Below are 24,093 nucleotides of genomic sequence, written 5' to 3'. Positions count from 1 at the left end.
TACATTTACAGTCATGACCAAGCCACCAGATATAGGATTAGTTACCGCAAAAGAAGTTGCAAAAGCCATTAATGTAGACAAATATGGTTTTATAGGAACCTTTATTGGCTGGCTATTGATGAAACTTCTTAAAATATCTACGCTGAATAAAATCTATAAACGCAATAAGCATTTAAGCGATGGTGCATTTTTAGATGGCATATTAAGTGATTTTCAAATTAAATTTGAAATTCCAGAAGAAGATTTAAAGCGCTTACCTAAAGATGGTGCCTATATAACGGTTTCAAATCATCCATTAGGAGGAATTGATGGGATTTTATTATTGAAATTAATGATAGAACAGCGCAAAGACTTTAAAATTATCGCTAATTTTTTATTGCATAGAATAGAACCTTTAAAACCTTATATCATGCCAGTAAATCCTTTTGAAGACCGAAAGGATGTGAAGTCGAGCATTGCAGGTTTTAAAAATGCCATATTACATTTGAGAGAAGGTCATCCTTTAGGAATTTTTCCTGCAGGAGAAGTGTCAACCTACAGAGATGGCAAACTCGTAGTTGATAAACCATGGGAAGAAGCGGCAATAAAGCTTATAAAAAAGGCCGAAGTTCCAGTGGTGCCTATTTATTTTCATGCAAAGAATAGTAAGTTGTTTTATAAGCTTTCTAAAATTAGTGATACGTTCAGAACCGCAAAATTACCTTCGGAACTTTTGACTCAGAAACATCGTGTTATTAAGGTGAGAATAGGGCGACCAATTTCGGTAAGTGACCAAAAGGAGCATGATACACTTGCTGGTTTTTCAGAGTTTATACGACGTAAAACCTACATGTTGTCTAATGCTTTTGAAGACAAACCAAAAATATTAGATAATCTTTCAAATACATTAAAAAATCCACCAAAACCTCCAAAGCGAATTGTTGGAGGTGTGAGTCAGGATAAAATGATTTCAGAAGTTGAAGCCTTACGTAAAGGCGATTTCAGATTGCTTGAAAGTAAAAATTATGAAGTGTATTTGTGTAGTGCAAATCATATTCCTAATATTTTACACGAAATTGGACGCTTACGTGAAATTACCTTTAGAGCTATTGGAGAAGGTACTAATGAAGCGATAGATCTCGATAGTTTTGATACGTATTATCACCATATGTTTTTATGGGATACTGATACTAATCAACTCGCTGGAGCTTACCGAATGGGATTAGGTGCTCAAATTTTTGCTAAGTATGGTATTGACGGATTTTATCTTCAGGATTTGTTCCGTTTTGAGCCAGAATTGTATAAAATGATGAGTCAGTCTATTGAAATGGGACGTGCTTTCATTATCAAAGATTACCAACAAAAACCAATGCCTCTATTTTTACTTTGGAAAGGCATTGTGCATACCACACTACGTTATCCAGAGCATAAATACCTTATCGGAGGCGTGAGTATTAGTAATCAGTTTTCAAACTTTTCAAAGTCACTGATGATTGAATTTATGAAGTCGCACTATTATGATCCATATGTTGCCCAATATGTGCACCCAAAGAAGGAATTTAAGGTAAAACTTAAAGATGCTGATAAGGATTTTGTATTTGATGAAACGGAAGCTGACTTGAATAAGTTTGATAAGATCATTGATGAGGTCGAACCAGGAGCATTGCGTTTGCCTGTATTACTAAAAAAATACATCAAGCAAAATGCACGATTGGTAGCTTTTAATGTAGATCCATTGTTTAATAACTCCGTTGATGGCTTAATGTATATTAAAATTGCCGACTTACCCGAAAGTACAGTTAAACCAGTTATGGAAGAGTTTCAAGCTGAGTTGGAACGCAAATTTTCAAATGGTGGAAATGAAGACGTTTAGTTAATTAATCGCGATAGTACGATAATATAAGATATAAAAAAACCAGAACTGAATGTTCTGGTTTTTTTTTATAGTATTTTTTAGAACCAAGGTTTTTTACCAACCTGATAGGTGTTGTAAAATTCTTCATCAGATTTAGTTAAGTAAATAATACCTTCTATTAATCCTATAACTCCAGGAATCCAAATAAGTAGGAGTCCGATACCAACACAAGATAAAACGGCACCAAGAATCCAAATTCCAAGCAGTATTCCACCTTCTTTATTATAGCCTAAAATAAATTTATGAACACCTAAGCCGCCGAGGATGATTCCTAAAATTCCTGCTAATATCTTTTTGTTATCACCAGAAGCTTTATTAAAAGCGTCTTTAGCACCATCTGAAAATTCCTTAGCTGTATTTTTTGCTTCACCAGCAAATTCCGAAGCTTTTTCTTTAGCTTCGCTTGCTAATTCTTTAGCATCATTTGCAAGTTCACTTGCTTTTTCACTTGCCTTATCAGCCGCTTTTTTTGCGCCTTCTTTAGCATCTCCTAACATATCGTTAAGGTCGTCACTTAAATTCTTGTTATCGTCAGACATCGTATATATGATTTTATTGGTTAGGTTATAAATTTAATAAATATGTACAAGATATTAGTCTATAATCTTCACCAAATGTTACATAAAGGCCTTATCTATAGGTTCCCAGAGTTCTATTTTATTACCATCATTATCTAAGATCCAGCCAAATTTACCGTAGTCATATTCTTCAATTTCTCCAACAACTGTAACACCTTCCTCTTTTAACACCTTGATTAATTCGTGAAGATTTTCGACACGATAATTAAACATAAAGTCCTTTTTTGAAGGCTCATAATACTTCGTGTCTTCTGGAAACGGACTCCATTGAGTCGAGCAATCATTTCCTTGTTGATCTTTCCACCAAAATGTGCATCCATAATCATCTGTATTAAAACCTAAATGTTTTCTATACCAGTCTTTTGAGGCTTTTGGGTCTTTGCTTTTAAAAAACAATCCGCCAATTCCTGTAACTCTTTTTTTCATTTTATTTCTTCTTTAGTGCAGTTTCATAAACATCAATCCACTCTTCAGGTGTTAATTTTTTACAGAGGTCAGCAATCAAATCGAAAGGGATTTCATCCACTTTTTTAAATCTAATACAACTTTTCCCCATGTCTAATTTACGTGAGCTGTGTTTAGGGTATTCATTTACAAACCAATCATGTATTTTAGGAATTGCGTAGATTCCGCTATGATAAAGGTTTACTGAATTTTTTTGTGAGGCAAAACTCATAAACGGCAAAGGTATTTTGGGATCACAATGGTAACCATCTGGATATATCGAATGTGGGACATAGTAGCCAATCATACCATATTGAATGCCTTCTTCAAAACCTTTTGGTAAATTGTCATGGATCACTTTTCGAAGTTTTTTGAGAGCGTCCTGACGTTCTTCAGGAACTTGTTTGATGTAATCTTCTGGAGTTGTTGCTTTATACTGCATCCTATTTAATTTTATTTTCGTTGAAGGATTAATGCTGAAATTAAAGATATGATAAATCCGATAATAGTGACTAGTACAAGCATAAATAATGCAGCTGTTGCACTTGTCATTTCGAAGATTTCATCGGCTTTTCCTTGTTCTATCAAGGCTTTTTCATAGTCGCTAAAAAAAGAAGGATTTATGAATTTTGTATAGATGAAATCTGCAATTGCGATCCCTATCCCAACCAATATTGAAATTAGAAGCCCAATTAAAATGGCTTTTCCTAATGAAACCACACCATCGTTAATGTGATCTCTATAATGTTTTATTCCAAAATAAATGAATGAAAGCGATAAGAAAATGGATACATAACCAAGAATTTCATTGGTTGCATAGTCGAAGTTATCTATTCCAACGGTTAAGTGAATCGTAAAAATTATAAATCCGGCTAGTAGTCCGTAAAGACCATACTTAAGTACTGTTTGTTTCATGATATGATGTTTTTAGAATTAGTATTTACGAATTATATATGTTGGTCAATAAGAATGGTATTGCCATCAGGATCGTAGAACACAATACTTGCAGGACCAGATGTGCTTTCGTCTGTTTCTTTTTCCAATTTTACTGAATTCGACTTGAGGTGCTTTTGAATGGTTCTCACATCGTCATACGAATCCAATGTATTTGCATTTTGATCCCAACCTGGATTGAAAGTCAAAATATTTTGCTCAAACATACCTTGGAAAAGTCCGATAATGGAATCGCCATTTTTCATGATTAGATAATTGCGTTTCAGGTCACCAGCAAATACTGAAAAGCCTAAAGTTTCATAAAATGTTTTTGAAGCATGAATGTCTTTTACACTCAAACTCACCGAAAATGCACCTAATTTCATAAGGGTTGATTTTTAAATTAATTCTATCACAAAACTATGAGAAGTCTAAGAAAAATAGGTCATACTAAAGTACCAAACCACTCATACTTTAGTTTAAAAGTAGCATTTTTAAATAATATTGAGGTCTTTTGCAATTTGTAAAGCCTGAGTACGACGTTTAGCATTAAGTTTTGAAAGCAGGTTGGACACATGTGTCTTTATGGTGCTTTCTGAAACAAAAAGCTTCTCACCAATTTCTTTATTTGAAAGCCCTTCGGAAATACCAACAAGCACTTCGTATTCACGTTTGCTAATATCGAGATCTTTAATCTTTTGGTGATTGATAACTTCGGAAGCTGTCTGTTGTTTTTGAAGACTTTTTTTATTCAAATACACACCTACAAAAAAGAATACAACTGCAATAATGGCTATGGCAAACTCAGAATCTAAATCGCCAGAAATAACAGCATATTTACTAAACTGAAACAGGAGTAGCAATGCCAGAATTAACAATCCGAAAATGAGAATGGTTTTTTTCACTCTTTAAATTTAAATAAAAATAGTAGTATGTCATTCAGAAGGAGGAACGACTGACGAATCTTCTTTATTTAGCAATGAGATTCTTCGTTTCGTTCTGAATGATCAATTGAATTTATGTAAAATGAGCTTTAATTTTATCGACGATAGTTTGTGCTAATTTTTCTTTGCTCTCAATAGTCCAGCCAGCAACATGAGGCGTTAGTAATACATTATCTGCTGAAATGAGATATTTAAAAGCGTTTGGCATCTCGACTGCGCTTGATGTGACAGAAGCTTTAAACAGATTTTCAAACGACGATTTTTCATATTCTAGAACATCTAAACCAGCACCTAAGATTTTACCAGATTGTAAAGCTGAAACTAAATCTTCGGTGACGACACTTTTTCCTCGAGCTGTATTGATTAACCAAAACGAATTTTGAAATGCATTTATAAATTCAGAGTTGATCATACCAATAGTTGATGGTGTTTCAGGTGTATGAAGACTAAGGACGTTTGCTTTTAATTGCAGTTCTTCTAAAGTCACTTGTTTGGCGTTTTCATCTCCAACATCTGCTTTGATATCATAACACAACACCTCGACATCAAAACCTCGTAGTTTTTTAGCAAAAGCTTTTCCCATATTACCATAGCCAATAAGTCCAACAGTTTTTCCATCGAGTTCCAATCCACGATTATCTTCACGATTCCATGTGCCATTTCTGACTTCTCGATCTGCTTTATTGAGTTTATTAAAGAGCGACAATAACATGGCTAAACTATGTTCGCCTACAGCATTACGATTGCCTTCTGGAGCAGCAATGAGTTTGATGCCTTTTTGTTCTGCATATTCGCAATCGATGTTTTCTAATCCTGCACCAACGCGACCAATAAATTTTAGATTTGTAGCTGCATCAAGAAATTGCTTATCAATTTTAAATCGGCTACGAATGATGAAACCATCGTATTGGTGAATGATATTGGCAATAGCTTCTTTAGAAGACGTATAATCCTCGTCGTTAGTAAATCCTAAGGCATTAAGTTGCTCTATAAGCAAAGGATGGTTGGTATCTAAATGGAGTATGTTCATTCGTGTTTCCTGCTGATGTAGGACTCTTATGGTTTGATGTGTAAAAGTAAAAATAATGAGATGCTGAAACAAGTTCAGCATGACGAATTTACATTTGTCTTAGAGATGAAGTACATCAACTAAGCTTTTATTTAAGTTTCGGTTTACTGTTGCGCTCGATAACAGATTACTCATTTTTAAATGTCAGGATATTCGGTTTGGGTGCGTTCGGCTTTTACGTTTCCTGTATGAGCTGTACTTAACTTTTCGAATAATAAAAGATGCACTTCTTCATCATTTTTTGTACTCGGATTATGTTCAACACCTTTAGGAACCACAATGATTTCACCTTCTTTTACAATCTCTGTTCGGTCTCTAAATTGCATGTATAATGTGCCTTTTAAAACCTGAAACAATTCGTCTTCATCATCGTGACTATGCCATACAAATTCACCTTTAATTTTGGCTAAGATCACCTGCATGTTATCTACTGTGGCAATGCGATGCGGATGCCATTGTTTGGAGAATAGTTTATGCTTTTCTTTAATGTTTATCGCTTTCATACCTTAAATGTAAGAAAATATGAACTGCTGAGCTAAGTTCATCATACGAATTGGAATTTGCGTTAGTGATGGAGCAATTGTTGGAGCTCCTCGAAGAGAGCGACTGGCGAGAGCACGACCTTTAGGTAACGCCCAAAAAATTAAATACCTAAAATTAATCGGGCAATCCAGAAGTAGATTAAAATTCCGAAAATATCGTTGCTTGTTGTGATAAACGGTCCTGTAGCGATGGCTGGATCGATGCCTCTTTTATCTAAGAATAAAGGCACAAATGTTCCGATTAAACCTGCGACGATAATGACTGCAATTAGCGACACTGAAATGGCTAAAGCAGTGATAAAACTTCCTTTGGTTGCCCAGACAAAAAAGAACAGGAATAAGGCTAAAATGGTTCCGTTTAAAGCAGCGAGTAGCATTTCTTTTATGAGTCGTTTGTTGACACTTCCTTTCACATCGTCGTTTGCCAAACCCTGAACAATAATCGCACTGGATTGTACACCAACATTTCCAGCCATTGCGGCAATTAATGGTGTAAAAAAGAATAAAATAAAAGCCTCACCTTTAAAAGCTTCTTCAAAACCTTCCATAATTAAAAAGGCACCAACACCACCAACAAGTCCTAAAAACAACCAAGGTAATCGTGCTCTTGTGAGTTCTAAAATGCTGTCATCGGCTTCAACATCTCCAGTAATACCTGCTGCCATTTGATAATCTTTATCGGCTTCTTCCTTTAAGACATCAACAATATCGTCAATGGTAATTCGACCTAGTAACGTTTGGTTCGTATCAACTACTGGAATAGCTTCTAAATCGTATTTAGACATCACTCTAGCAACATCTTCGACATCATCATCTACAAAGACATAGTCGACATTACTGTTAGAAATTTCGGCTATTTTTTGTTCGCTTTTGGCAACGATTAAATCTTTAAGCGATAAGCGACCAATAAGCTTTTCTTTTTTGTCAACAACGTATATAGAATGCACTCTGGTGACATCTTTTGCCTGACCTCTAATACGACGTAAACAACCAGCAACGGTCCATGTTTCATAAACTTTTACCAATTCTTTTGCCATAAGGCTACCAGCTGTATCTTCATCGTAGGCTAAAAGTTCGGTAATTTCGTCTCTATGTTCGTCATCTTCAATTTGAGAGATGACTTCAGCCTGACGTTCTTCAGATAATTCGGCAATAATATCGGCAGCATCATCTGTATCAAGCTCTTCAATTTCTTCAGCAATTTCTTTAGCTGAAAGATTTTCAAGAATTTTTTCTCTGGTATCTTCATCAAGTTCAGTAAGAATGTCTGAAGTGGTTTCAGAATCTAATAATTTAATGACATATACCGCATCTTCAAGGTTTAACTCATCTAATATTTCAGCAACATCAGCATAGTGAAACTCATTTAAAAGTAGTTTTAATTCTTTATCACTTTTTCCAGCGACTAGAAGTTCTACTCGTTCAACGAGTTCATCGGTAAGTTCAAATTGACTATTTTCTTTTTCTTCTACCATGTGATGTTATGCTTCTCGGTGTATTTTTAAGATTCAGAATTAAAAGAGTACTCGAAGTCATCTTCTAATTATTATCGTTTTCAATCAGTTGCGTTAATTCTATAAAGGATGCTACACTGAGTTGTTCAGGACGTTTGTCAAATATAACATTTGCTTTTAAATTATCTGAAAGATTGAATGTTTTTAAACTGTTACGAAGTGTTTTTCTACGCTGTTGAAAGGCCGTTTTTACCACTCTGAAAAATAGCTTTTCATCACAATTTAAGTTGACATTTTCTTTTCGCTTTAAAAGTAAAACACCAGAATCTACCTTTGGAGGTGGATTAAATACGGTTGGAGGAACCGTAAATAAATACTCAGCATCATAAAATGCCTGAGTTAGAACGGAAAGAATCCCATACACTTTACTGCCTTCTTTTGAACAAATGCGTTCGGCGACTTCTTTTTGAAACATTCCGGAAAATTCAGGAATTTGCTCACGCATTTCTAAGGTTTTAAAGACGATTTGTGTTGAAATATTATATGGGAAATTACCAATAACAGCGAAAGGTTCTTCCTGAAAAACATTTTTTAAATCGTACTTTAAAAAGTCCTTTTCATACACGCGATTTGCCAAATTGAGGTAATTCGCTTTCAAATACGCAACCGATTCTGTGTCAATTTCTATGACATGAGTCGTAATGTCTTTTTTTAGCAAATATTTAGTGAGCACACCCATTCCTGGTCCGATTTCCAGAACATGCTTATAGCCATTAAAACTAAGCGTATTGGCAATGCGTTCGGCAATGGTCTCGTCGGTTAAAAAGTGTTGACCTAAATGTTTTTTTGCTCTGACAGACATATAGTGATTAGTTGTTTGTTTAGTTGTTACTACTAAATTCTATGTTACTTAAATTTTACTGAATATTCATCCACGATTTGAAGTTCGGTTCTAAACGCCAACATTTTATCGGCAAATTTTTTCAAGCCTTCCGTTCTAAGTTTATCGGCATCGTCTTTATAATACGCATCAAGTGCTTCTCTGGAGTACGAACGATATTGAATAGAATAGGTTTGTCCTCCCATATCTTCTTCAACCAGAACTTTGGTTAAAGTTGCTTTTTCAAACTTTCCAGTAGCTAAAACCTGGGGAATATGGTCTTTAATCCATAGTAGCCATTCGTCATGAACACTGTCGTCAATATTGACAGTTACATTATATATGTACATGTGTATTAATTATAAATTCTTTGCAAATAACAGAAGTTCTTCGTCGTCTTCAAAGGGTTTTACTGTTTTTTGGTAAGATAAGCCTAATTTTTCCAATAGATGAATGGAAGGTTGGTTTATTGGAAGCGTTATAGCACAAAGTGTTTTTATGTTGAATTTGTGTTTGGCAAGGTTTATAATTTCTGAAGCCGCTTCAAAACCATAACCTTTACCATGATACTCAGGAATAAATGAAAATCCGATATCTACATGATCTAAATTGTCGCGTTTTAGTAAACCACTAGTGCCAATGGTTTTTAGGTTTTCGGCTTTCACCTGAATTTTATAATACCCAAAACCATGTGTTTCATAACATTTGAGCTGGTTGTTTTGAATATAGGTTGCAGCCTGTTCTACGGTTTTAATATTTCGGTCACCAATGTATTTGATCCAGTCAGGCGTATTCATTAATTGTAATAGGAATGGCGCATCGTCAACGGTTATTTTTGAGAGCAGGAGTCGGTTGGTTTCGGCGATGATCATTTTAAATGGAATTTAATTCAATCGGAAATTGGTATTTAAATAGTTGAGATTCCTCCTCATTTGCTTCGCAATGTACTTTCAACCAAAATATATTTTGATCTCAGTAACGTTCGGAATGACATCAAGATATTTTTAATAAATAGATATAGAATTCTTAATTACATCATAAAAAATATATTCTAACAACTAACAACTAACAACTAACAACTAACAACTAACAACTAACAACTAACAACTAACAACTAACAACTAACAACTAATTAATCGCATCGCCTCGTAACATTCTAAACCGTTTTCTGGCTTCAATAAAATAGATGCTGTCTTCATGCTTGAAAATTATGTTTTCGTAAAGCGGTTTTGCTTTTTCCGGTTCACCAAGTTGGGTTTGGTACAATTCAGCTAAATAGAAGTAAGCGTCATCAGCTAAAATTTCATCTCTGTAATTGGCAATAATGTATTCGTAATTTGCAACAGCTTTATCGTATTGTTTTGTCTTTTCGAATAATTTGGCTTGCATAAACAGAGCCTGATCTTCAATAGTTTCACCTTTGTGTTCCGTTAAAATTTTACCTAATAAAGTAATGGCTTCTTCATTTTTATTCTGAAACGCTAACAAATCGGCTTTAGAGTAGAGACGCAATGCTGTATGTAGTGAGTCTTCCTGAATATTATCTGAAATTAAAAGCTTCAAGTCTAAGGCATCGTTAGCAATCAATTGCGATGTTGATGATTTTAAAATTTTAAGTTGCGATTCAGCCCATTCAAAATCACCTTTGTAATAACTTGTTTTAGCTACCTTATATCTGGCTTGCTGTGAAATGGTACTGTTTTTAAGGTTCGCCTGAATTTGAGAATAATAAATAAGAGCTTCATTAAATTTTTCCTGAAACACTAAAATGTCGCCTAATTTTAGTTTTACTGTAGCTTCCTGAAATAAGGACAATTCTAATTCAAGGCTATTCTTGAGAAATGCACTGGCTTCTTTTGGCTCATGAAGGTTAAATGCTAAAAAATCACCATAAGCAATTTGAAGCGCAATGGTTTGTTCATACATTCCATACTGTTTAAAAAGTTCCAGATATTTGTTTTGAATATCCTTTAGGTCTTTTTTACTGGCATTGGTGATTTCAATATCTAAAAGGTATTGATGAGCTGTAAGTTTAGTTTCTATGTCCTGAGAATTTTCTAATATGTAATTAAAAATTGAATTGGCTGTGTCGTAATCTTTCTCATTAATAGCTGTGAGTGCTAATTCTGTTATTCGAGATAAGCTTTCAGGATTTCTTTTGTATAAGGCTTTCTCCTGAACAAACGCTTTGTTATAAGCTTTTTCCTGAATGTACAACCAGCTCAACATATCATACCACATTTCATCAGGTTGTGCCTGAATTTTTTTCAGGAGTATTTTTCTTAGTGAGATGTTATTTTCATTGTCACTGTTTTCAGAAATAAAATCGCTAAAGGCTCGTTTACCATTGTTTAGAAATGTTGGTTTTGTTTCGATATAATCGATGTAGTTGGAGAACATTTCTTCAACATTTCCAAGTTCGCCATAAATACGTGCAAGCTGTACATTGTAATTTTGATTTGGATTGAGAATCATTCCCTTTTTATAAACGATAATGGCTTTTTCTAAAAGACTGTGGTCTTGAAATTGTTTTGCCACACTATACGTAAATGCTGGGTTTTCGTCGATGGCAATTATAGCATCTGTATAATAGGTTTCTGAAATGTCTGTATTACCTTTTAATTGATAATTGTAGCCTAATTCCACCAATAATGATGGATTGTTACTTTTTGAAATACGTTCTAATAAAAGAATTTGAGCATCATCATAGCGTTCAAGTTGCTGGTAGGTTTCAACAAGTTTATAGATGTATTTATAATTGCCTTTATTTTTTTCGTAAAGTTTTTGGTAAGTGATTAGCGCTTTTTCAAACTCTCCACGTTTGAAATAGTCATCTGCCAGTTGTTCATTTTGGGAAAACCCAAATGAAAAACTAATAAGTAAGACGATAAGTAGAAATTGCTTCATGCCACTAATTTATGTAAATATAACTTATGCTGTGCTTACATATTGTGAATGTTTTTATAAAAAAAATGCCTAAACATAGGTTTAGGCATTACCAATCAAAATAAATGTGCTATTAATCACTAATTAAAAAATGATTCAATTATTCTGCTGTGGCTACTTTTATTGGGATTATATAAAATGTAATACGATTATTATAGTAAAACTTTACTTGCCATAACAATTAACGATACCAGAAGTACGATGCGTTTGATATTTTTCATAATAAGTAGGTTATTGGTTGTTTGGATGACTAACTTCTTTATTATTATTGAAAAAACAAAGGAAAACCCAAAAAAATCGTTGAATAACGTCTTTTTTTAGCATTTAAACGATGTTAGATAAGAATATTCTTACAATACTAAATTTTATCGAAACCTGTATATGGGATCAAAACTTCAGGAATCTGGATGCCATCTTCCGTTTGATAGTTCTCTAAAATACCTGCTAAAACTCTAGGTAAAGCCAGTGAGCTACCGTTAAGTGTATGGCAAAGTTCAGTTTTTCCTTCGCTATTTTTAAAGCGGAGTTTTAATCTGTTGGCCTGGAAGGTTTCAAAATTTGATACTGAAGAAATTTCTAACCAACGATCTTGAGCCGTAGAGAACACTTCAAAATCATAGGTTAACGCAGATGTAAATCCTAAATCACCTCCACACAAACGCAAAATACGATAAGGCAACTTAAGTTCTTGCAGAATAGTTTTTACATGCTCTACCATTTCAGTCAATGCATCATACGAACGATTAGGATGCTCAACACGTAAGATTTCAACTTTGTCAAATTGATGTAATCGGTTTAATCCTCTTACATGTGCTCCATAGCTTCCTGCTTCTCTTCTAAAACATGGTGTATAACCAGTAATTGAAATTGGCATCTCGCTTTCAGCAAGTAAATTATCTCTAAATAAATTGGTCGCTGGAACTTCAGCAGTAGGTATCAAGTACAGATTGTCTTCAGTAACATGATACATCTGACCTTCTTTATCAGGCAATTGTCCAGTACCAAATCCTGAAGCTTCATTCACCAAATGTGGCAATTGATATTCAGTATAACCAGCAGCTGTATTTTTGTCTAAAAAGTATGCAATTAATGCGCGCTGTAATCTTGCGCCTTTTCCTTTGTAAACCGGAAAGCCTGCTCCTGTGATTTTATTGCCAAGTTCAAAATCAATGATGTCGTATTTTTTTGCTAGTTCCCAATGTGGTAAAGCTTCGCTATGCAACACCGGAATATCTCCTTCTCGAAAAACCTCTTCGTTATCTTCATCTGTATCTCCTGATGGTACAATTGAATTAGGAACATTTGGGATTTTATAAAGTAAATTGTTAAGCGCATCAGATTTGGCGTTAAGCTGTTCGCTCAAGGTTTTTGAATCTTCTTTCAGCTGTGTTGTCTTTTCCTTTAAAACATTAGCTTCAGCAGCTTTTCCAGATTTAAACAAGTTGCCAATTTCTTTAGAAAGACTATTAGATTCTGCTAAAGTATTATCTAATTGCGTTTGTAAAGCTCGTCGGTCTTCATCTAAACCAATCACATTGTCAATCATTTCGGTGGCATCCATATTTCGTTTTGCCAACCGTTTTATGATATCTTCTTTATGTTCTCTAATAAAAGCAACTTGTAACATGAGTCAAAAATTTAAGCTGCAAATTTAATGAATTGTCAGTTATTCTCGTCTAGTTTTGAAGGTAAAATCCACTCCTGATGTTTAAAAGGATTCCATTTGACACTTGCTAAGTCAACTTCAGGATCGATGAGTTGTTTTTTTGGTCTTCCATTAACGCTTACAAATGCCCTTACATAGACTTCAACATCCATACCTTTTTTAGCGTAATCTTCTTTAATACGCTGCGCAAATTGCCAAATGACATCAGGTTTTGAGCTTGCAGGTTTACGTTGTTTTTTGGTAAGATAATCGTCAAAATCGATAAGCGTAGAATTGTTTGTAGCCTTATCAACAACCGTATACATCGTGGTAGCATGTTTAGTGCGAAGCATCATTCGCCATGACATTCTGTGACCTTCTTCAGTCCAAAGCACATTATCTTCAATAAAATGATGTCTTAGAGGCAGTGCAATTTGTACGATAAAATACATCACAAACGCAGTTTTAAAAATAGGAGCATATTTTGGTATTCTAACTTCATTTGTGCTATAAAACGGTTTTCTTTTAAGGAATAACTGTTGCATGTATTTTGGTTCAAAAAAGAACAAACTAAAGGCTAATGATAAGTATGGAAAAATACCAACCTGAAAAATGAAAGAATTAAACAGGTGAAAAAAGATAGAGGCAAAAAATGCAATCTTACGAGTCCGTTTCCACAATAACAACGGAATTATGAGTCCGTCAAACAAAATCCCACCATAAGCCACAAAGTAATGTACAACTTTGTATTGAAGGAGGTCACCTACCAAAACATAATGTTGTTTACTTTCCATAAGAAGTTTAGGAACCGTAAGATCAAGCCAATCTGGATATAGTTTTGCTATTGAAGCATATGTATATAGAATGAATAATTGTAGAAAAAAATACAACCTACACCAGTTAGGCATTGAAGTTCTTTTTATGTCTGGATTGCGTTTAGCATCAACTGAAGCGTATTGATGAGCAGGCATAAGAATCATGCAGGCACTTAAAATCATTAAAAAGTAATAATGATTGTTATACGACGATTTTTGCATAAAATATACACCAGCCCAAAGTATAGTGAAACTCAACATACTTAATCGGTACTTGTAGCCAATCATTACGAAAATTCCAAAAATTCCCATTACTGCATAGTACATGTACATCCATGGTCCTGGAAGAGGTTGAAGCCATTCAAAGCCGATAAAACTAAATGTAAATTTAGGCTCAACTAAGGTACGCGTAATCCATCCAGTTGCGATAGCACCAAAACTTTCTAAAAAAATTAGTGCACCGAAAAACATTCTAAAAACCACTAATGCACTATTGTCAATATGTTTGAATAACAATTTATTCATGGTCAGTTATATAGTTTAGCGCTTGTTTTTGATCCAATTTTAATTGTTCCTGAAGTAATTCTAGTGATCCGAATTTATGTTCATCTCTTAAACGATTCAAAATATGGATTTTGAGATGCTCACCATACAAATCTTGATTCAGATTAAAAAAATGAATTTCAATAGACTGTTTTATGCCGTTAACAGTTGGGTTTGTACCAATATTCATCATGCCATAAACGGTTGAGTTATTAATACTTGATTTTACAACGTAAACACCATGTTTAGGGATGAGTTTATAAGCTTCTTTTATATGAATGTTAGCCGTTGGAAACTGAATTTGTTTTCCAAGCCCTCTTCCTTTAATTACGGTACCTGTTATGAAATAAGGCGAACCCAAATATAAGTTGGCAGTAAGTAAATTTCCATTTGCAATGGCATTTCTAATCTTCGTTGAACTTACCGAAACATCTTTAATGTCTTGAGCAGAAATTTCTTCAACTTCAAATCCAAATTCCTTTCCGAAGGTTTTTAAATCATTAATGTTAGCGCTTCTGTTTTTACCAAAATGATGATCGTAGCCAATAATAATATGTTTTGCATTTAGTTCATCTACTAAAATTGATTTTACATACGCTCTTGCAGACAAATTAGCAAAATCTTCAGTGAAGGTTTTGACGACCAATGCTTTTAAATTTAATTTTGAAAGCAATTCTTTCCGTTCGTCGATAGTATTCAGAAGTTTAATGTTTGCGTCTTTTTGAAGCACCATTCTTGGATGAGGAAAAAAGGTTAAAACAACCGATTCGAGAGATTTTTTCTCACCAACTTTAACTAAACGCTCAATAATTTTTTGGTGGCCAATATGAACACCATCAAAGGTGCCTATGGTAATTACAGAGGGCAATTTTGAATATGATTTTTGATTGTCGTAAAGTTTCAAATTTGTAAATAATTTTTGGTAAAAATAACTATAAACCTAAAACCAATGAAATATTAGTTGAAGCATATAGCGATTTCAATTTTTATAAAATTAAGCAACATTCTGAAGGGTAACATATTGCGTATGAAATCTAGAAATTAAAGAAAAACGTAGAGATAACTGTTAAAACCTGAATTTTTGTTTAAAAAAATATAAAAAAATGATATGATTTCATTAGATTTGGTGTCACTATTTGCATAAATGATAGTGACAAATAACATTTTTAACTAATTATAATTACACATGAAGAACTTTACTTTAAAATCAATATTTACAGTTCTAGCACTTTTGCTTGCCGTAACTAGTTATTCCCAAGATCGTACCTGTGGAATGATGGAGTATATGGAAGAAATGCTAAAAGACCCAGTTTTTGCGAAAGAATATGAAGAAAATCAGAAAAAATTCAAAGCCGAAGTGGCTAGACGTTTAAGTACGGATTTCAATGCAAGAGGAGGCGCTACAATACAAATTCCAGTTGCTGTGCATTTTACGACAGGAAATCCAGCAGACAGAGCTTGTTTAGAAGCTTTAGCACAAAACCAAATTGATATTTTAAATGCTGATTATACAGCGACTAATGCAGATCTTTCTATTTGGAATACTCAATCAGGTCAGTATTTCCCTGGCTTAAACCCTGGAGCTGCTAACATTACATTTTGTTTGGCAACATCAAATCATCCAGCTGCTGTACCTCAACTCGTTGAAGGTGAGCCTGCTGTTACTATTGGTTATAATTTCGCAAACGGTTCAGGATTTCCAGAATTTGATGCTAATTTTCAAGGGTATATGAATTTTGTCGTTAAACCAATTGGACAATTATTAGGCTATTCTCCTTTAGGAGGGAGTGTTGCCAATGGAGGCGCTGTTATTTTAAATACTAATGCTTTTGGATCTGGCTCTGGATGTCCTACTTCAGGAATAGTACCAGGTGCACCTTACAATCAAGGAAGAACAACAACTCACGAATTGGGTCATTTTTATGGCTTAAATCATACATTTATTGCAGATGGAGGAGGAAATTGTGCTCAACCAGATGGTGATGGTATTGCAGATACACCTAAAGTTGCTAATAGTACTTACGGTTGCCCTAGTAATCCTACACCATTTGCTTGTACTGCACCAGAAAGAAGATTAACAATGAACTACATGGATTATGTAAATGATGCATGTATGTATATGTTTACGCCAGGACAAATGAATAATGTTGATGCTTACATATCGGGTGTTTTAGCACCTCAGTTTAAGCCAAATGTTTGTGATCCTGCAGATCCTGGATTTGTTCTCGGAGCAGATAGTGCTATCGAATATACTTGTCCGAATACAGATACGTCTGTAGATTTTACTTTTGGCTTTGCAACCATATCTGGATTTAATGAAACAACCACTTTCTCAGCTTCTGGAGTACCAGCAGGTGCATCTGTTAACTTTACGCCTTCATCGTTGGCAACAGATGGTGATTTTACAATGACAATAGGTAATCTTGGTGCAACAGCTCAGGGTACTTACACCATAACTGTTACAGGTACATCAGCTTCAGTTACTGAAAGTGTTGATGTGACTTTAGATAACAACTGTACAGTTGTCGTTTGTGATACGTACACCGGAAACAATTTACCGGTAGCTATCTCTGCAAGTGGTGCAGGAAATGCATATACTTCTACAATTACAATTACTGAAGACTTACCTGTTGATGATATTAATGTTACTTTAGGAATAGACCATACTTGGATTCGTGATATTCAAGCAACACTTACAAGTCCTCAAGGAACATCTGTTGTTTTAATAGGTAACGAAGGAGTTGATGGTGCTGGAGAATTTCAAAGTTTAGTTTTCGATCAGGAAGCAGCAACTTCTATCGTTGGTGCTACACCTCCTGGAAACATTTTCTCTGGATCTTATATCCCTGAAGAAGATTTATCTCTAATTTATGGTGAAATGTCTGCAGGTACATGGACGCTCGAAGTTGTTGACCTATTTAATTTAGATGGAGGTAACTGGACTAATTTTGAAATCGAACTTTGTTTGGAAGATCAATTAAGTATCAACGAATTTGATTTAAACAGTTTTGCAATTTTCCCTAATCCGAACAATGGAGAGTTTACCATCAAATTGAATTCTAATTCTGGAAACGATATCAAAGTAGATATATTTGATATTAGAGGAAGACGAATATTTAATAACTCATTTACTAATACAGGTGAATTTACTGAAACAGTAAGTCTTAACAGTGTTCAAGCTGGAATGTATTTAGTGACTGTTAATGATGGAAACAAAGAAGTAACGAAACGTATAATTGTAGAGTAAACTTTAAACCAATTATATTTTTAAAAAAGGAGACAATTTTGTCTCCTTTTTTATTTCTATTTATTTTATCTTTAAGAAATTTAAAAAAATTACTATGAAAAAATCGCCACAATTAACCATTGTGTTAGTCGTTTTATTGGCTACAATTTGCTCTTTTGCACAAGAAAGAATATGGGAACCATCCCAATTTAGAAATGGAACTGATAACATTACATTGCAAGGGTTAGATTCAAAAAATTACAATGTTCTTGAATTAAACATTGAGAATTTAAAACAACAACTTTTGAATGCTCCTCATCGAAACGATTCAAACGGACAGTCAAATACAGTAATTCAATTTCCTAATGTTAAAGGTGAATTAGAATCATATCGCGTGGTTGAAACAGCAATATTTTCTTCAGAATATGGAGCTAATATGTATCCAAACATCAAGACATATTTAGGATCACGAACTGATAATTCTGGAACTCGTGTTAGATTTAGTGTAACACCATTAGGGTTGAAAGCAATGGTTTCTGAACCAGGTAAAGCTAATTTTTACATTCAGCCAGTTACCAAGGTGTCCAATGGTCAATATTTAGTCTATAACAGAAACGCTAAGGTTGATGATTCTGAAACATTTGAGTGTTTAACAGAAGACTTAGAAGTACTTTCAAGATCTGCTGCGCCTTCTTCAATGCAACGAGATGCCAATGATCAATTTTTGAGAACATTCCGAATAGCTATTTCAACAACATCACAGTATACAGGGTTTTGGAATGATGGTAATGCTGGTAATGGTGGGCCTCAAGAAGATGCTTTAGCGCAAATGATATCAACATTAAATAGAGTGAACGAGGTGTTTGAAGTCGATATGGCAATTACTTTTTTGTTAGTTAATACTGCTGATGATTTAGCTATTGATTTAGTATATTCTGGTACAGATCCTTATGGTGGTAACCTAAATGGAGATTTGCAAGCAAATTTAACAGCAACCGTAGGTGAATCAGATTATGATATTGGTCATTTATTGCATTTCGCTGGAAATAACGGTAATGCTGGTTGTATAGGTTGTGTTTGCGAAAGTGGAAAAGGAAGTGCTTTTTCGGCACACTCATTTGTTGATAATGATGGTGGACCATTTATGGCAGATTTTTTCGATATAGATTATGTACCTCATGAAATGGGACATCAAATGGGAGCTAATCATACCTATTCTAACTTTAGTGAAGGAACAGGTGTCAATATGGAACCTGGAAGTGGAACTACTATTATGGGTTATGCTGGAATTACGGGACCAGATGATGTACAAGACCATAGTGATCCGTATTTTCATTATGCTTCAATTAATCAAATCTTAAACAATGTTGGTTCGGCACCAAATAATTGTGCAATAACTACAGCAATTACTAACAATCCGCCAGTGGCCGATGCTGGAAGTGATTATACAATTCCTAATGGAACTGCTTTTGTTTTAAGAGGAACTGCTACTGATTCGGATGGTTCAGACGTATTAACTTACTGTTGGGAGCAAATAGATGATGGAGTCACAAATACGGGCAATTTTGGTCCAACCAAAACAACAGGAGCTGTGTGGAGATCAAGACCACCAAGTACATCACCAAATAGGTATATGCCAATTTTAGAGCGTGTATTAAACGGACAATTAACTGAGAGTAACCCTGTTGAAACTGTTGATAATACTTCTTGGGAAACAGTATCTACTGTAGGTAGAGATTTGAATTTTGCTTTAATTGTCAGAGATCGATCTGAAGCTGGTGGAGTAGGTCAGACACCTCAGTCTGATTTTGACTTTATGACTGTTACTGTAGACAATACAAGTGGTCCTTTCGTAGTAACGTCTCAAACCACTAATGAAACTTGGGATGCAGGATCTTTACAAACCATTACTTGGAATGTTGCAGGTACTGATACAGGAAATGTGAATACACCAACGGTTAACATTTTATTGTCTGTAGATGGTGGTCAAACGTTTCCTTTTATAATGGCGTCTGATGTGCCAAATGATGGTTCACATGATGTTACTGTGCCAATTACAGGAGGAGATACATCTATGGCTAGAGTTATAGTTGAAGGAAATAATAACATTTTTTATGCCGTAAATGGATCAAATATTAGCATTCAGGAGTCTGAATTTGTGATTACTGTAGATAATAGCGAATTAGATATTTGTCAGCCAAACAGCCTTGTATTCAATTTTGAATATGATACATTTTTAGGTTTCAGTGATCCAACCAATTTTTCAGTTTCAGGATTACCAGCAGGTACTTCAGCAGTGATAAGTCCAAATTCTGCTTCGGCTGATGATACCATGGGAACCATAACAATTAACGGAACTGGAAGTCTTGCTACAGGAAGTTATTCTTTGACATTTGTAGGGACTTCAGGTGCTATTTCAAGAAGTGTAGATTTAGTAATGAATGTCTATAATGACACTGTTGATGCAGTCGTGCTTGCATCACCAGCTAACGGAGCAATAGACCAAAGTACTGAGCCTGAATTGACGTGGAATGGTAGTGATAATGCACAGGATTATTTGGTTGAAGTTTCTTCCGATATTAATTTCGCAACCATTGTAGATAGTGGAATTGTACAGTCAACATCCTATGTGCCAAGTAATTTGAATACCAGTACATTGTATTATTGGCGAGTAACTGCATCTAATTTATGTAATACTGCACCAGCATCTTCAGAGTTTAGTTTTACGACTGCTGAAATCTCATGTGGATTTTTTGATGCAATAGATTTGCCTATAGACATCTTAGTTACAGGAAACGGAACAGATAATTATACATCTGTTATAAATGTTCCTAATAATGCTCCAATTACTGATGTAAATGTTACGATTAGCATACAACATGACTGGAACAACGATTTGGATATCTTTCTAATCAGTCCTCAAGGAACATCTGTAGAACTTTCAACAGATAATGGTGAAGATTTTGATGATGATTATATTGATACAACATTTGATCAGGAAGCAGCTACACTTATAACTAATGGAAGTTCTCCATTTACCGGAACATTTATTCCAGAGGGCGATTTATCTACGCTATATGGTGAAATGTCTGGTGGAGATTGGACGTTATCTGTCGATGATGATTTCGGATTTGCCGATGGCGGACAAATTTTGACGTTTAGTTTAGAGCTTTGTATTGAAGGTGCGCTTTCAGTTTCTGAACAAAGTATAAATCTTTCAGATTTTGTGATTTATCCAAATCCGAATGAAGGAACGTTTAATGTGGTTATTAAGAATTCTAATTCAGAAGATGTAAAAATATCAGTATATGATATTAGAGGACGACGTATTTTTGATAACATGTACGCGGGTTCGCCGTCATTCAATCAAACAGTGAGTCTAGATAATGCACAGTCTGGAGTGTATCTTGTAACGGTTGAAAATGGAACAAGTAAAGTAACTAAACGCATAGTAATCGACTAAAATTAACAGGTCACTTTATCAAATAGAAAAGAGAAGAGAGGTGTAAAAATCTCTCTTTTTATTTTCCATTGAAGGCATTCATGGTATTATTGACACCAGCAGTGCCAAAGGATTTGATAAGTTCAATGGACTTATCTAATCGTTCATTAAGTTTTTCAGATTCTTCCTCTGTCCATTCCCCTAAAACATAATCCACTTGTCTTCCTTTGCTATATTCATCACTTATACCAAATCTGAAACGATTATACTTGACAGTTTGTAGTTTATCTTGAATATCCTTTAAACCATTATGACCACCATCACTTCCTTTAGTCTTTAAACGGATACTTCCAAAAGGAAGATTGAGATCATCAGTGATAACTAGTAAATTTTCTAATGGAATTTTTTCTTTTGTTAACCAGTACAATACAGCTTTACCACTTAAATTCATAAAGGTGCTTGGTTTTAAAAGAATAAATGTTCGTCCTTTAAATTTATAGGTAGTTATATCGCCTAATTTTTGAGTTTCAAAATTAAGTTCTTCTTTTTCTGCCAAGGCATCCAGAATTTTAAAGCCTATATTATGTCTAGTATTAGCATATTGTTCTCCAATATTACCAAGTCCAACAATTAGAAATTTTTTCATAGGATTAGTCGCTTCAATATCTAAAGATGTCGAATTCCATTTAAAGAGATTAGATATATATTTCCAGATAGTGATGTATTTATAATTTATTCAAAATTAAAAAAGCATTCTAAATAAATAGAATGCTTTTTACATTTAATAAATCAAAATGTTATTTATTCTTTAACAGCTGCTGCATCATCAGTTTCAGTTGAAGGTACTCCTCCATCTTCACCTGCAGTTGCTTCCGCTCCTTCTTCAAGCTCATCTTCATCCTCATCATCAGTAAGAATGGCAGTTCTAGCTGTCTTAATTTGAACGACTACAGTATTATCTGAGTGTAATAATTTGTATCCTTCTCCTTCAAGAGCAGTTACGTACAATTTATTTCCAATTTTTAATGGTGTAATATCAGCTTCTAAGAAATCTGGTAAATTTTTAGGTAAAGCTTTTACTCTTAATTTACGTCTGTTCTTACGAAGTACACCACCATTTAAAACACCTCTTGATGTTCCGATAACATGTACTGGAATATCCATCGCAATTTCTTTATCCTCAAATAAACGGTAAAAATCTACATGTAAGATTTTATCCGTTACGGGATGAAATTGAATGTCTTGTAATACGGCATCATAAGAAGTGCCATTGTCTAAGGCAATCACAACTGTATGCGCATTAGGCGTATAAACCAGTTTAGAGAAAGCCAATTCAGCTGCAGAGAAATGCACTGTTTCGTCTCCTCCGTATAATACGCAAGGAACCTGACCAGCATTACGTAAGGCTTTTGTTGCTTTCTTGCCTACGCTTTCTCTTTGAGATCCATTGATTGTAATTGATTTCATAATTATTTATTTATTATTACTTAATTGTATAATGGAAACTTCGTTGATAGAAAATCAACTTGTTTTCATTGCTTTTGTTTTTTTTAATTACATTATAAATTGTGAACTTATCGATTTGTTGTAATGCACGTTATGCATCACATCTGCAAAAAGTTCGGCACAACTTAACACTCTAATTTTAGAATGTTGCTGTTTTAAAGGAATTGAATCAGTAACGATTAATTCTTCTAATTTAGAGTTTTCAAGTTTCGTGTAAGCATCACCAGATAATATAGGGTGTGTGCAAATAGCTCTGACGCTAAGTGCGCCTTTTTCCATCATTAAATCGGCTGCTTTTGTTAATGTTCCGGCAGTATCTACCATATCATCAACTAATACTACATTCTTGCCAGTAACATCACCAATAAGTTCCATGTGAGAAATTACATTAGCTTTAGCACGTTGCTTATAACAAATCACAACATCACTTTCTAAAGCTTTAGAATATGCATAAGCTCTTTTAGATCCTCCCATATCAGGAGAAGCAATTGTTAAATTACTTAAATTAAGATGTCTTAAGTAGGGTAAAAATATAGTTGAAGCAAACAAATGATCTACAGGTTTTTCAAAAAATCCTTGAATCTGGTCTGCGTGTAAATCCATTGTGATAATTCGAGTGGCTCCAGCTGCTTCAAGCATTTTCGCAACTAATTTGGCTGCAATAGGAACTCGTGGTTTATCTTTTCTGTCTTGTCTTGCCCAACCGAAATATGGAAGAACTGCTGTAATATGTCTTGCTGAAGCACGCTTTGCTGCATCAATCATTAAAAGCATTTCCATTAAATTTTCAGGTCCAGGATGTGTAGAACCTATAATGAATACACGTGTACCACGAATAGATTCTTCATACGATGGTTGAAATTCACCATCGCTATAAGTTGACGTTATTACATTACCTAATGGCACACCAAAAGTAGCTGCAATTTTCTCTGCAAGTTCTCTACTTTGGTTACAAGCAAAAATTTTTGCTTCTGTTGCTAAATTAGGCATATCTAATTGATTGTTTGGTAATGACTTAAACCCTTTTCACTAAAGGAGGTGCAAATTTAGGAATTTATTTGGACTGAAAAAGCATAAAAGCTACTATTTTTAATGGATTGTAATAAATTATTTTATAATTTTGCAGTCCGAAATTGCTCAAGTGGCGGAATTGGTAGACGCGCTGGATTCAAAATCCAGTTTCTTCGGAAGTGTGGGTTCGATTCCCACCTTGAGTACTTTAAAACCTCCAA

Annotated in this window: 22 protein-coding genes and 1 tRNA gene; 4 read left to right on the top strand and 19 right to left on the bottom strand. The window is 34.4% G+C overall.

The genetic code is table 11. The annotated features are described in order from the left end of the window. The first annotated feature begins 13 nt into the window (after positions 1 to 13). Entirely contained in the window at positions 14 to 1,852 is a 1,839-nt protein-coding gene (locus TD18_RS10940; RefSeq protein ID WP_040252455.1) for a GNAT family N-acyltransferase, read from the top strand. Between the two features lie 80 nt (positions 1,853 to 1,932). Here TD18_RS10940 and TD18_RS10935 read toward each other — a convergent pair whose 3' ends face one another. From TD18_RS10935 to TD18_RS10860, 16 genes are all read right to left on the bottom strand, one after another. After that, positions 1,933 to 2,433, bottom strand: a complete 501-nt coding sequence (locus TD18_RS10935; protein ID WP_040252453.1) for a hypothetical protein — start codon at positions 2,431 to 2,433, stop codon at positions 1,933 to 1,935. A gap of 78 nt (positions 2,434 to 2,511) precedes the next feature. Next, a complete protein-coding gene (locus TD18_RS10930) occupies positions 2,512 to 2,898 on the bottom strand; it encodes a VOC family protein (protein ID WP_040252452.1) in 387 nt (128 codons plus the stop codon). Position 2,899: 1 nt separating this feature from the next. Next, the gene (locus TD18_RS10925) at positions 2,900 to 3,358 is read right to left on the bottom strand and encodes a DUF1801 domain-containing protein (RefSeq protein WP_040252451.1); all 459 of its coding nucleotides are present in this window, start codon (positions 3,356 to 3,358) and stop codon (positions 2,900 to 2,902) included. Positions 3,359 to 3,369: 11 nt separating this feature from the next. Continuing rightward, a complete protein-coding gene (locus tag TD18_RS10920) occupies positions 3,370 to 3,831 on the bottom strand; it encodes a DUF4199 domain-containing protein (RefSeq protein ID WP_040252450.1) in 462 nt (153 codons plus the stop codon). Between the two features lie 32 nt (positions 3,832 to 3,863). Then, positions 3,864 to 4,235, bottom strand: coding sequence for a VOC family protein (locus tag TD18_RS10915; RefSeq protein ID WP_040252448.1), 372 nt, complete (start codon positions 4,233 to 4,235; stop codon positions 3,864 to 3,866). 108 nt (positions 4,236 to 4,343) lie between these two features. Further along, positions 4,344 to 4,754 carry a response regulator transcription factor gene (locus TD18_RS17545; RefSeq protein ID WP_040252446.1) on the bottom strand — a complete coding sequence of 137 codons (411 nt, stop codon included), beginning with the start codon at positions 4,752 to 4,754 and terminating at the stop codon, positions 4,344 to 4,346. Between the two features lie 112 nt (positions 4,755 to 4,866). After that, a complete protein-coding gene (locus TD18_RS10905; protein WP_040252565.1) occupies positions 4,867 to 5,823 on the bottom strand; it encodes a 2-hydroxyacid dehydrogenase in 957 nt (318 codons plus the stop codon). A gap of 176 nt (positions 5,824 to 5,999) precedes the next feature. Next, the gene (locus TD18_RS10900) at positions 6,000 to 6,365 is read right to left on the bottom strand and encodes a cupin domain-containing protein (protein WP_040252444.1); all 366 of its coding nucleotides are present in this window, start codon (positions 6,363 to 6,365) and stop codon (positions 6,000 to 6,002) included. Positions 6,366 to 6,505: 140 nt separating this feature from the next. Next, positions 6,506 to 7,879 carry a magnesium transporter gene (mgtE, locus tag TD18_RS10895; RefSeq protein ID WP_040252442.1) on the bottom strand — a complete coding sequence of 458 codons (1,374 nt, stop codon included), beginning with the start codon at positions 7,877 to 7,879 and terminating at the stop codon, positions 6,506 to 6,508. A 64-nt stretch (positions 7,880 to 7,943) separates the two neighbouring features. Next, on the bottom strand, positions 7,944 to 8,720 hold the full coding sequence (gene rsmA / locus TD18_RS10890; protein ID WP_040252440.1) for a 16S rRNA (adenine(1518)-N(6)/adenine(1519)-N(6))-dimethyltransferase RsmA: 777 nt from the start codon (positions 8,718 to 8,720) through the stop codon (positions 7,944 to 7,946). Between the two features lie 44 nt (positions 8,721 to 8,764). Continuing rightward, entirely contained in the window at positions 8,765 to 9,088 is a 324-nt protein-coding gene (locus tag TD18_RS10885; protein ID WP_040252438.1) for a DUF4286 family protein, read from the bottom strand. A gap of 9 nt (positions 9,089 to 9,097) precedes the next feature. After that, on the bottom strand, positions 9,098 to 9,610 hold the full coding sequence (locus TD18_RS10880; protein ID WP_040252435.1) for a GNAT family N-acetyltransferase: 513 nt from the start codon (positions 9,608 to 9,610) through the stop codon (positions 9,098 to 9,100). Positions 9,611 to 9,866: 256 nt separating this feature from the next. Further along, positions 9,867 to 11,645 carry a tetratricopeptide repeat protein gene (locus TD18_RS10875; protein WP_040252433.1) on the bottom strand — a complete coding sequence of 593 codons (1,779 nt, stop codon included), beginning with the start codon at positions 11,643 to 11,645 and terminating at the stop codon, positions 9,867 to 9,869. Positions 11,646 to 12,042: 397 nt separating this feature from the next. Then, positions 12,043 to 13,311, bottom strand: a complete 1,269-nt coding sequence (gene serS / locus TD18_RS10870; protein WP_040252430.1) for a serine--tRNA ligase — start codon at positions 13,309 to 13,311, stop codon at positions 12,043 to 12,045. A 35-nt stretch (positions 13,312 to 13,346) separates the two neighbouring features. Further along, the gene (locus tag TD18_RS10865; RefSeq protein ID WP_040252428.1) at positions 13,347 to 14,669 is read right to left on the bottom strand and encodes an HTTM domain-containing protein; all 1,323 of its coding nucleotides are present in this window, start codon (positions 14,667 to 14,669) and stop codon (positions 13,347 to 13,349) included. Further along, positions 14,662 to 15,591: a bifunctional riboflavin kinase/FAD synthetase gene (locus tag TD18_RS10860; RefSeq protein WP_040252426.1), complete on the bottom strand. Its 930-nt coding sequence runs from the start codon at positions 15,589 to 15,591 to the stop codon at positions 14,662 to 14,664. Before TD18_RS10860 ends, TD18_RS10865 begins: the two co-directional genes overlap by 8 nt. A gap of 282 nt (positions 15,592 to 15,873) precedes the next feature. Between TD18_RS10860 and TD18_RS10855 the strand changes: the two genes are divergently transcribed. Further along, positions 15,874 to 17,934: a zinc-dependent metalloprotease gene (locus TD18_RS10855; protein ID WP_040252425.1), complete on the top strand. Its 2,061-nt coding sequence runs from the start codon at positions 15,874 to 15,876 to the stop codon at positions 17,932 to 17,934. 94 nt (positions 17,935 to 18,028) lie between these two features. Next, positions 18,029 to 21,376: a zinc-dependent metalloprotease gene (locus tag TD18_RS10850; RefSeq protein WP_052461142.1), complete on the top strand. Its 3,348-nt coding sequence runs from the start codon at positions 18,029 to 18,031 to the stop codon at positions 21,374 to 21,376. A 58-nt stretch (positions 21,377 to 21,434) separates the two neighbouring features. Here TD18_RS10850 and pth read toward each other — a convergent pair whose 3' ends face one another. The 3 genes from pth to TD18_RS10835 all read right to left on the bottom strand — a co-directional run bounded on the left by pth (position 21,435) and on the right by TD18_RS10835 (position 23,851). Then, positions 21,435 to 22,001 carry an aminoacyl-tRNA hydrolase gene (gene pth / locus TD18_RS10845; RefSeq protein ID WP_052461141.1) on the bottom strand — a complete coding sequence of 189 codons (567 nt, stop codon included), beginning with the start codon at positions 21,999 to 22,001 and terminating at the stop codon, positions 21,435 to 21,437. A 155-nt stretch (positions 22,002 to 22,156) separates the two neighbouring features. After that, positions 22,157 to 22,822, bottom strand: a complete 666-nt coding sequence (locus TD18_RS10840; protein ID WP_040252423.1) for a 50S ribosomal protein L25/general stress protein Ctc — start codon at positions 22,820 to 22,822, stop codon at positions 22,157 to 22,159. Between the two features lie 87 nt (positions 22,823 to 22,909). Further along, complete coding sequence (locus TD18_RS10835; protein WP_040252421.1) at positions 22,910 to 23,851, bottom strand: ribose-phosphate pyrophosphokinase; 942 nt, start codon at positions 23,849 to 23,851, stop codon at positions 22,910 to 22,912. A gap of 145 nt (positions 23,852 to 23,996) precedes the next feature. Between TD18_RS10835 and TD18_RS10830 the strand changes: the two genes are divergently transcribed. Further along, positions 23,997 to 24,078 (top strand) — tRNA-Leu (locus TD18_RS10830). Positions 24,079 to 24,093: the final 15 nt, after the last annotated feature.

The sequence above is a fragment of the Psychroserpens mesophilus genome (assembly GCF_000826645.1).
GTDB lineage: Bacteria > Bacteroidota > Bacteroidia > Flavobacteriales > Flavobacteriaceae > Psychroserpens > Psychroserpens mesophilus.
This window is presented reverse-complemented; position numbering and strand designations above follow the sequence as displayed.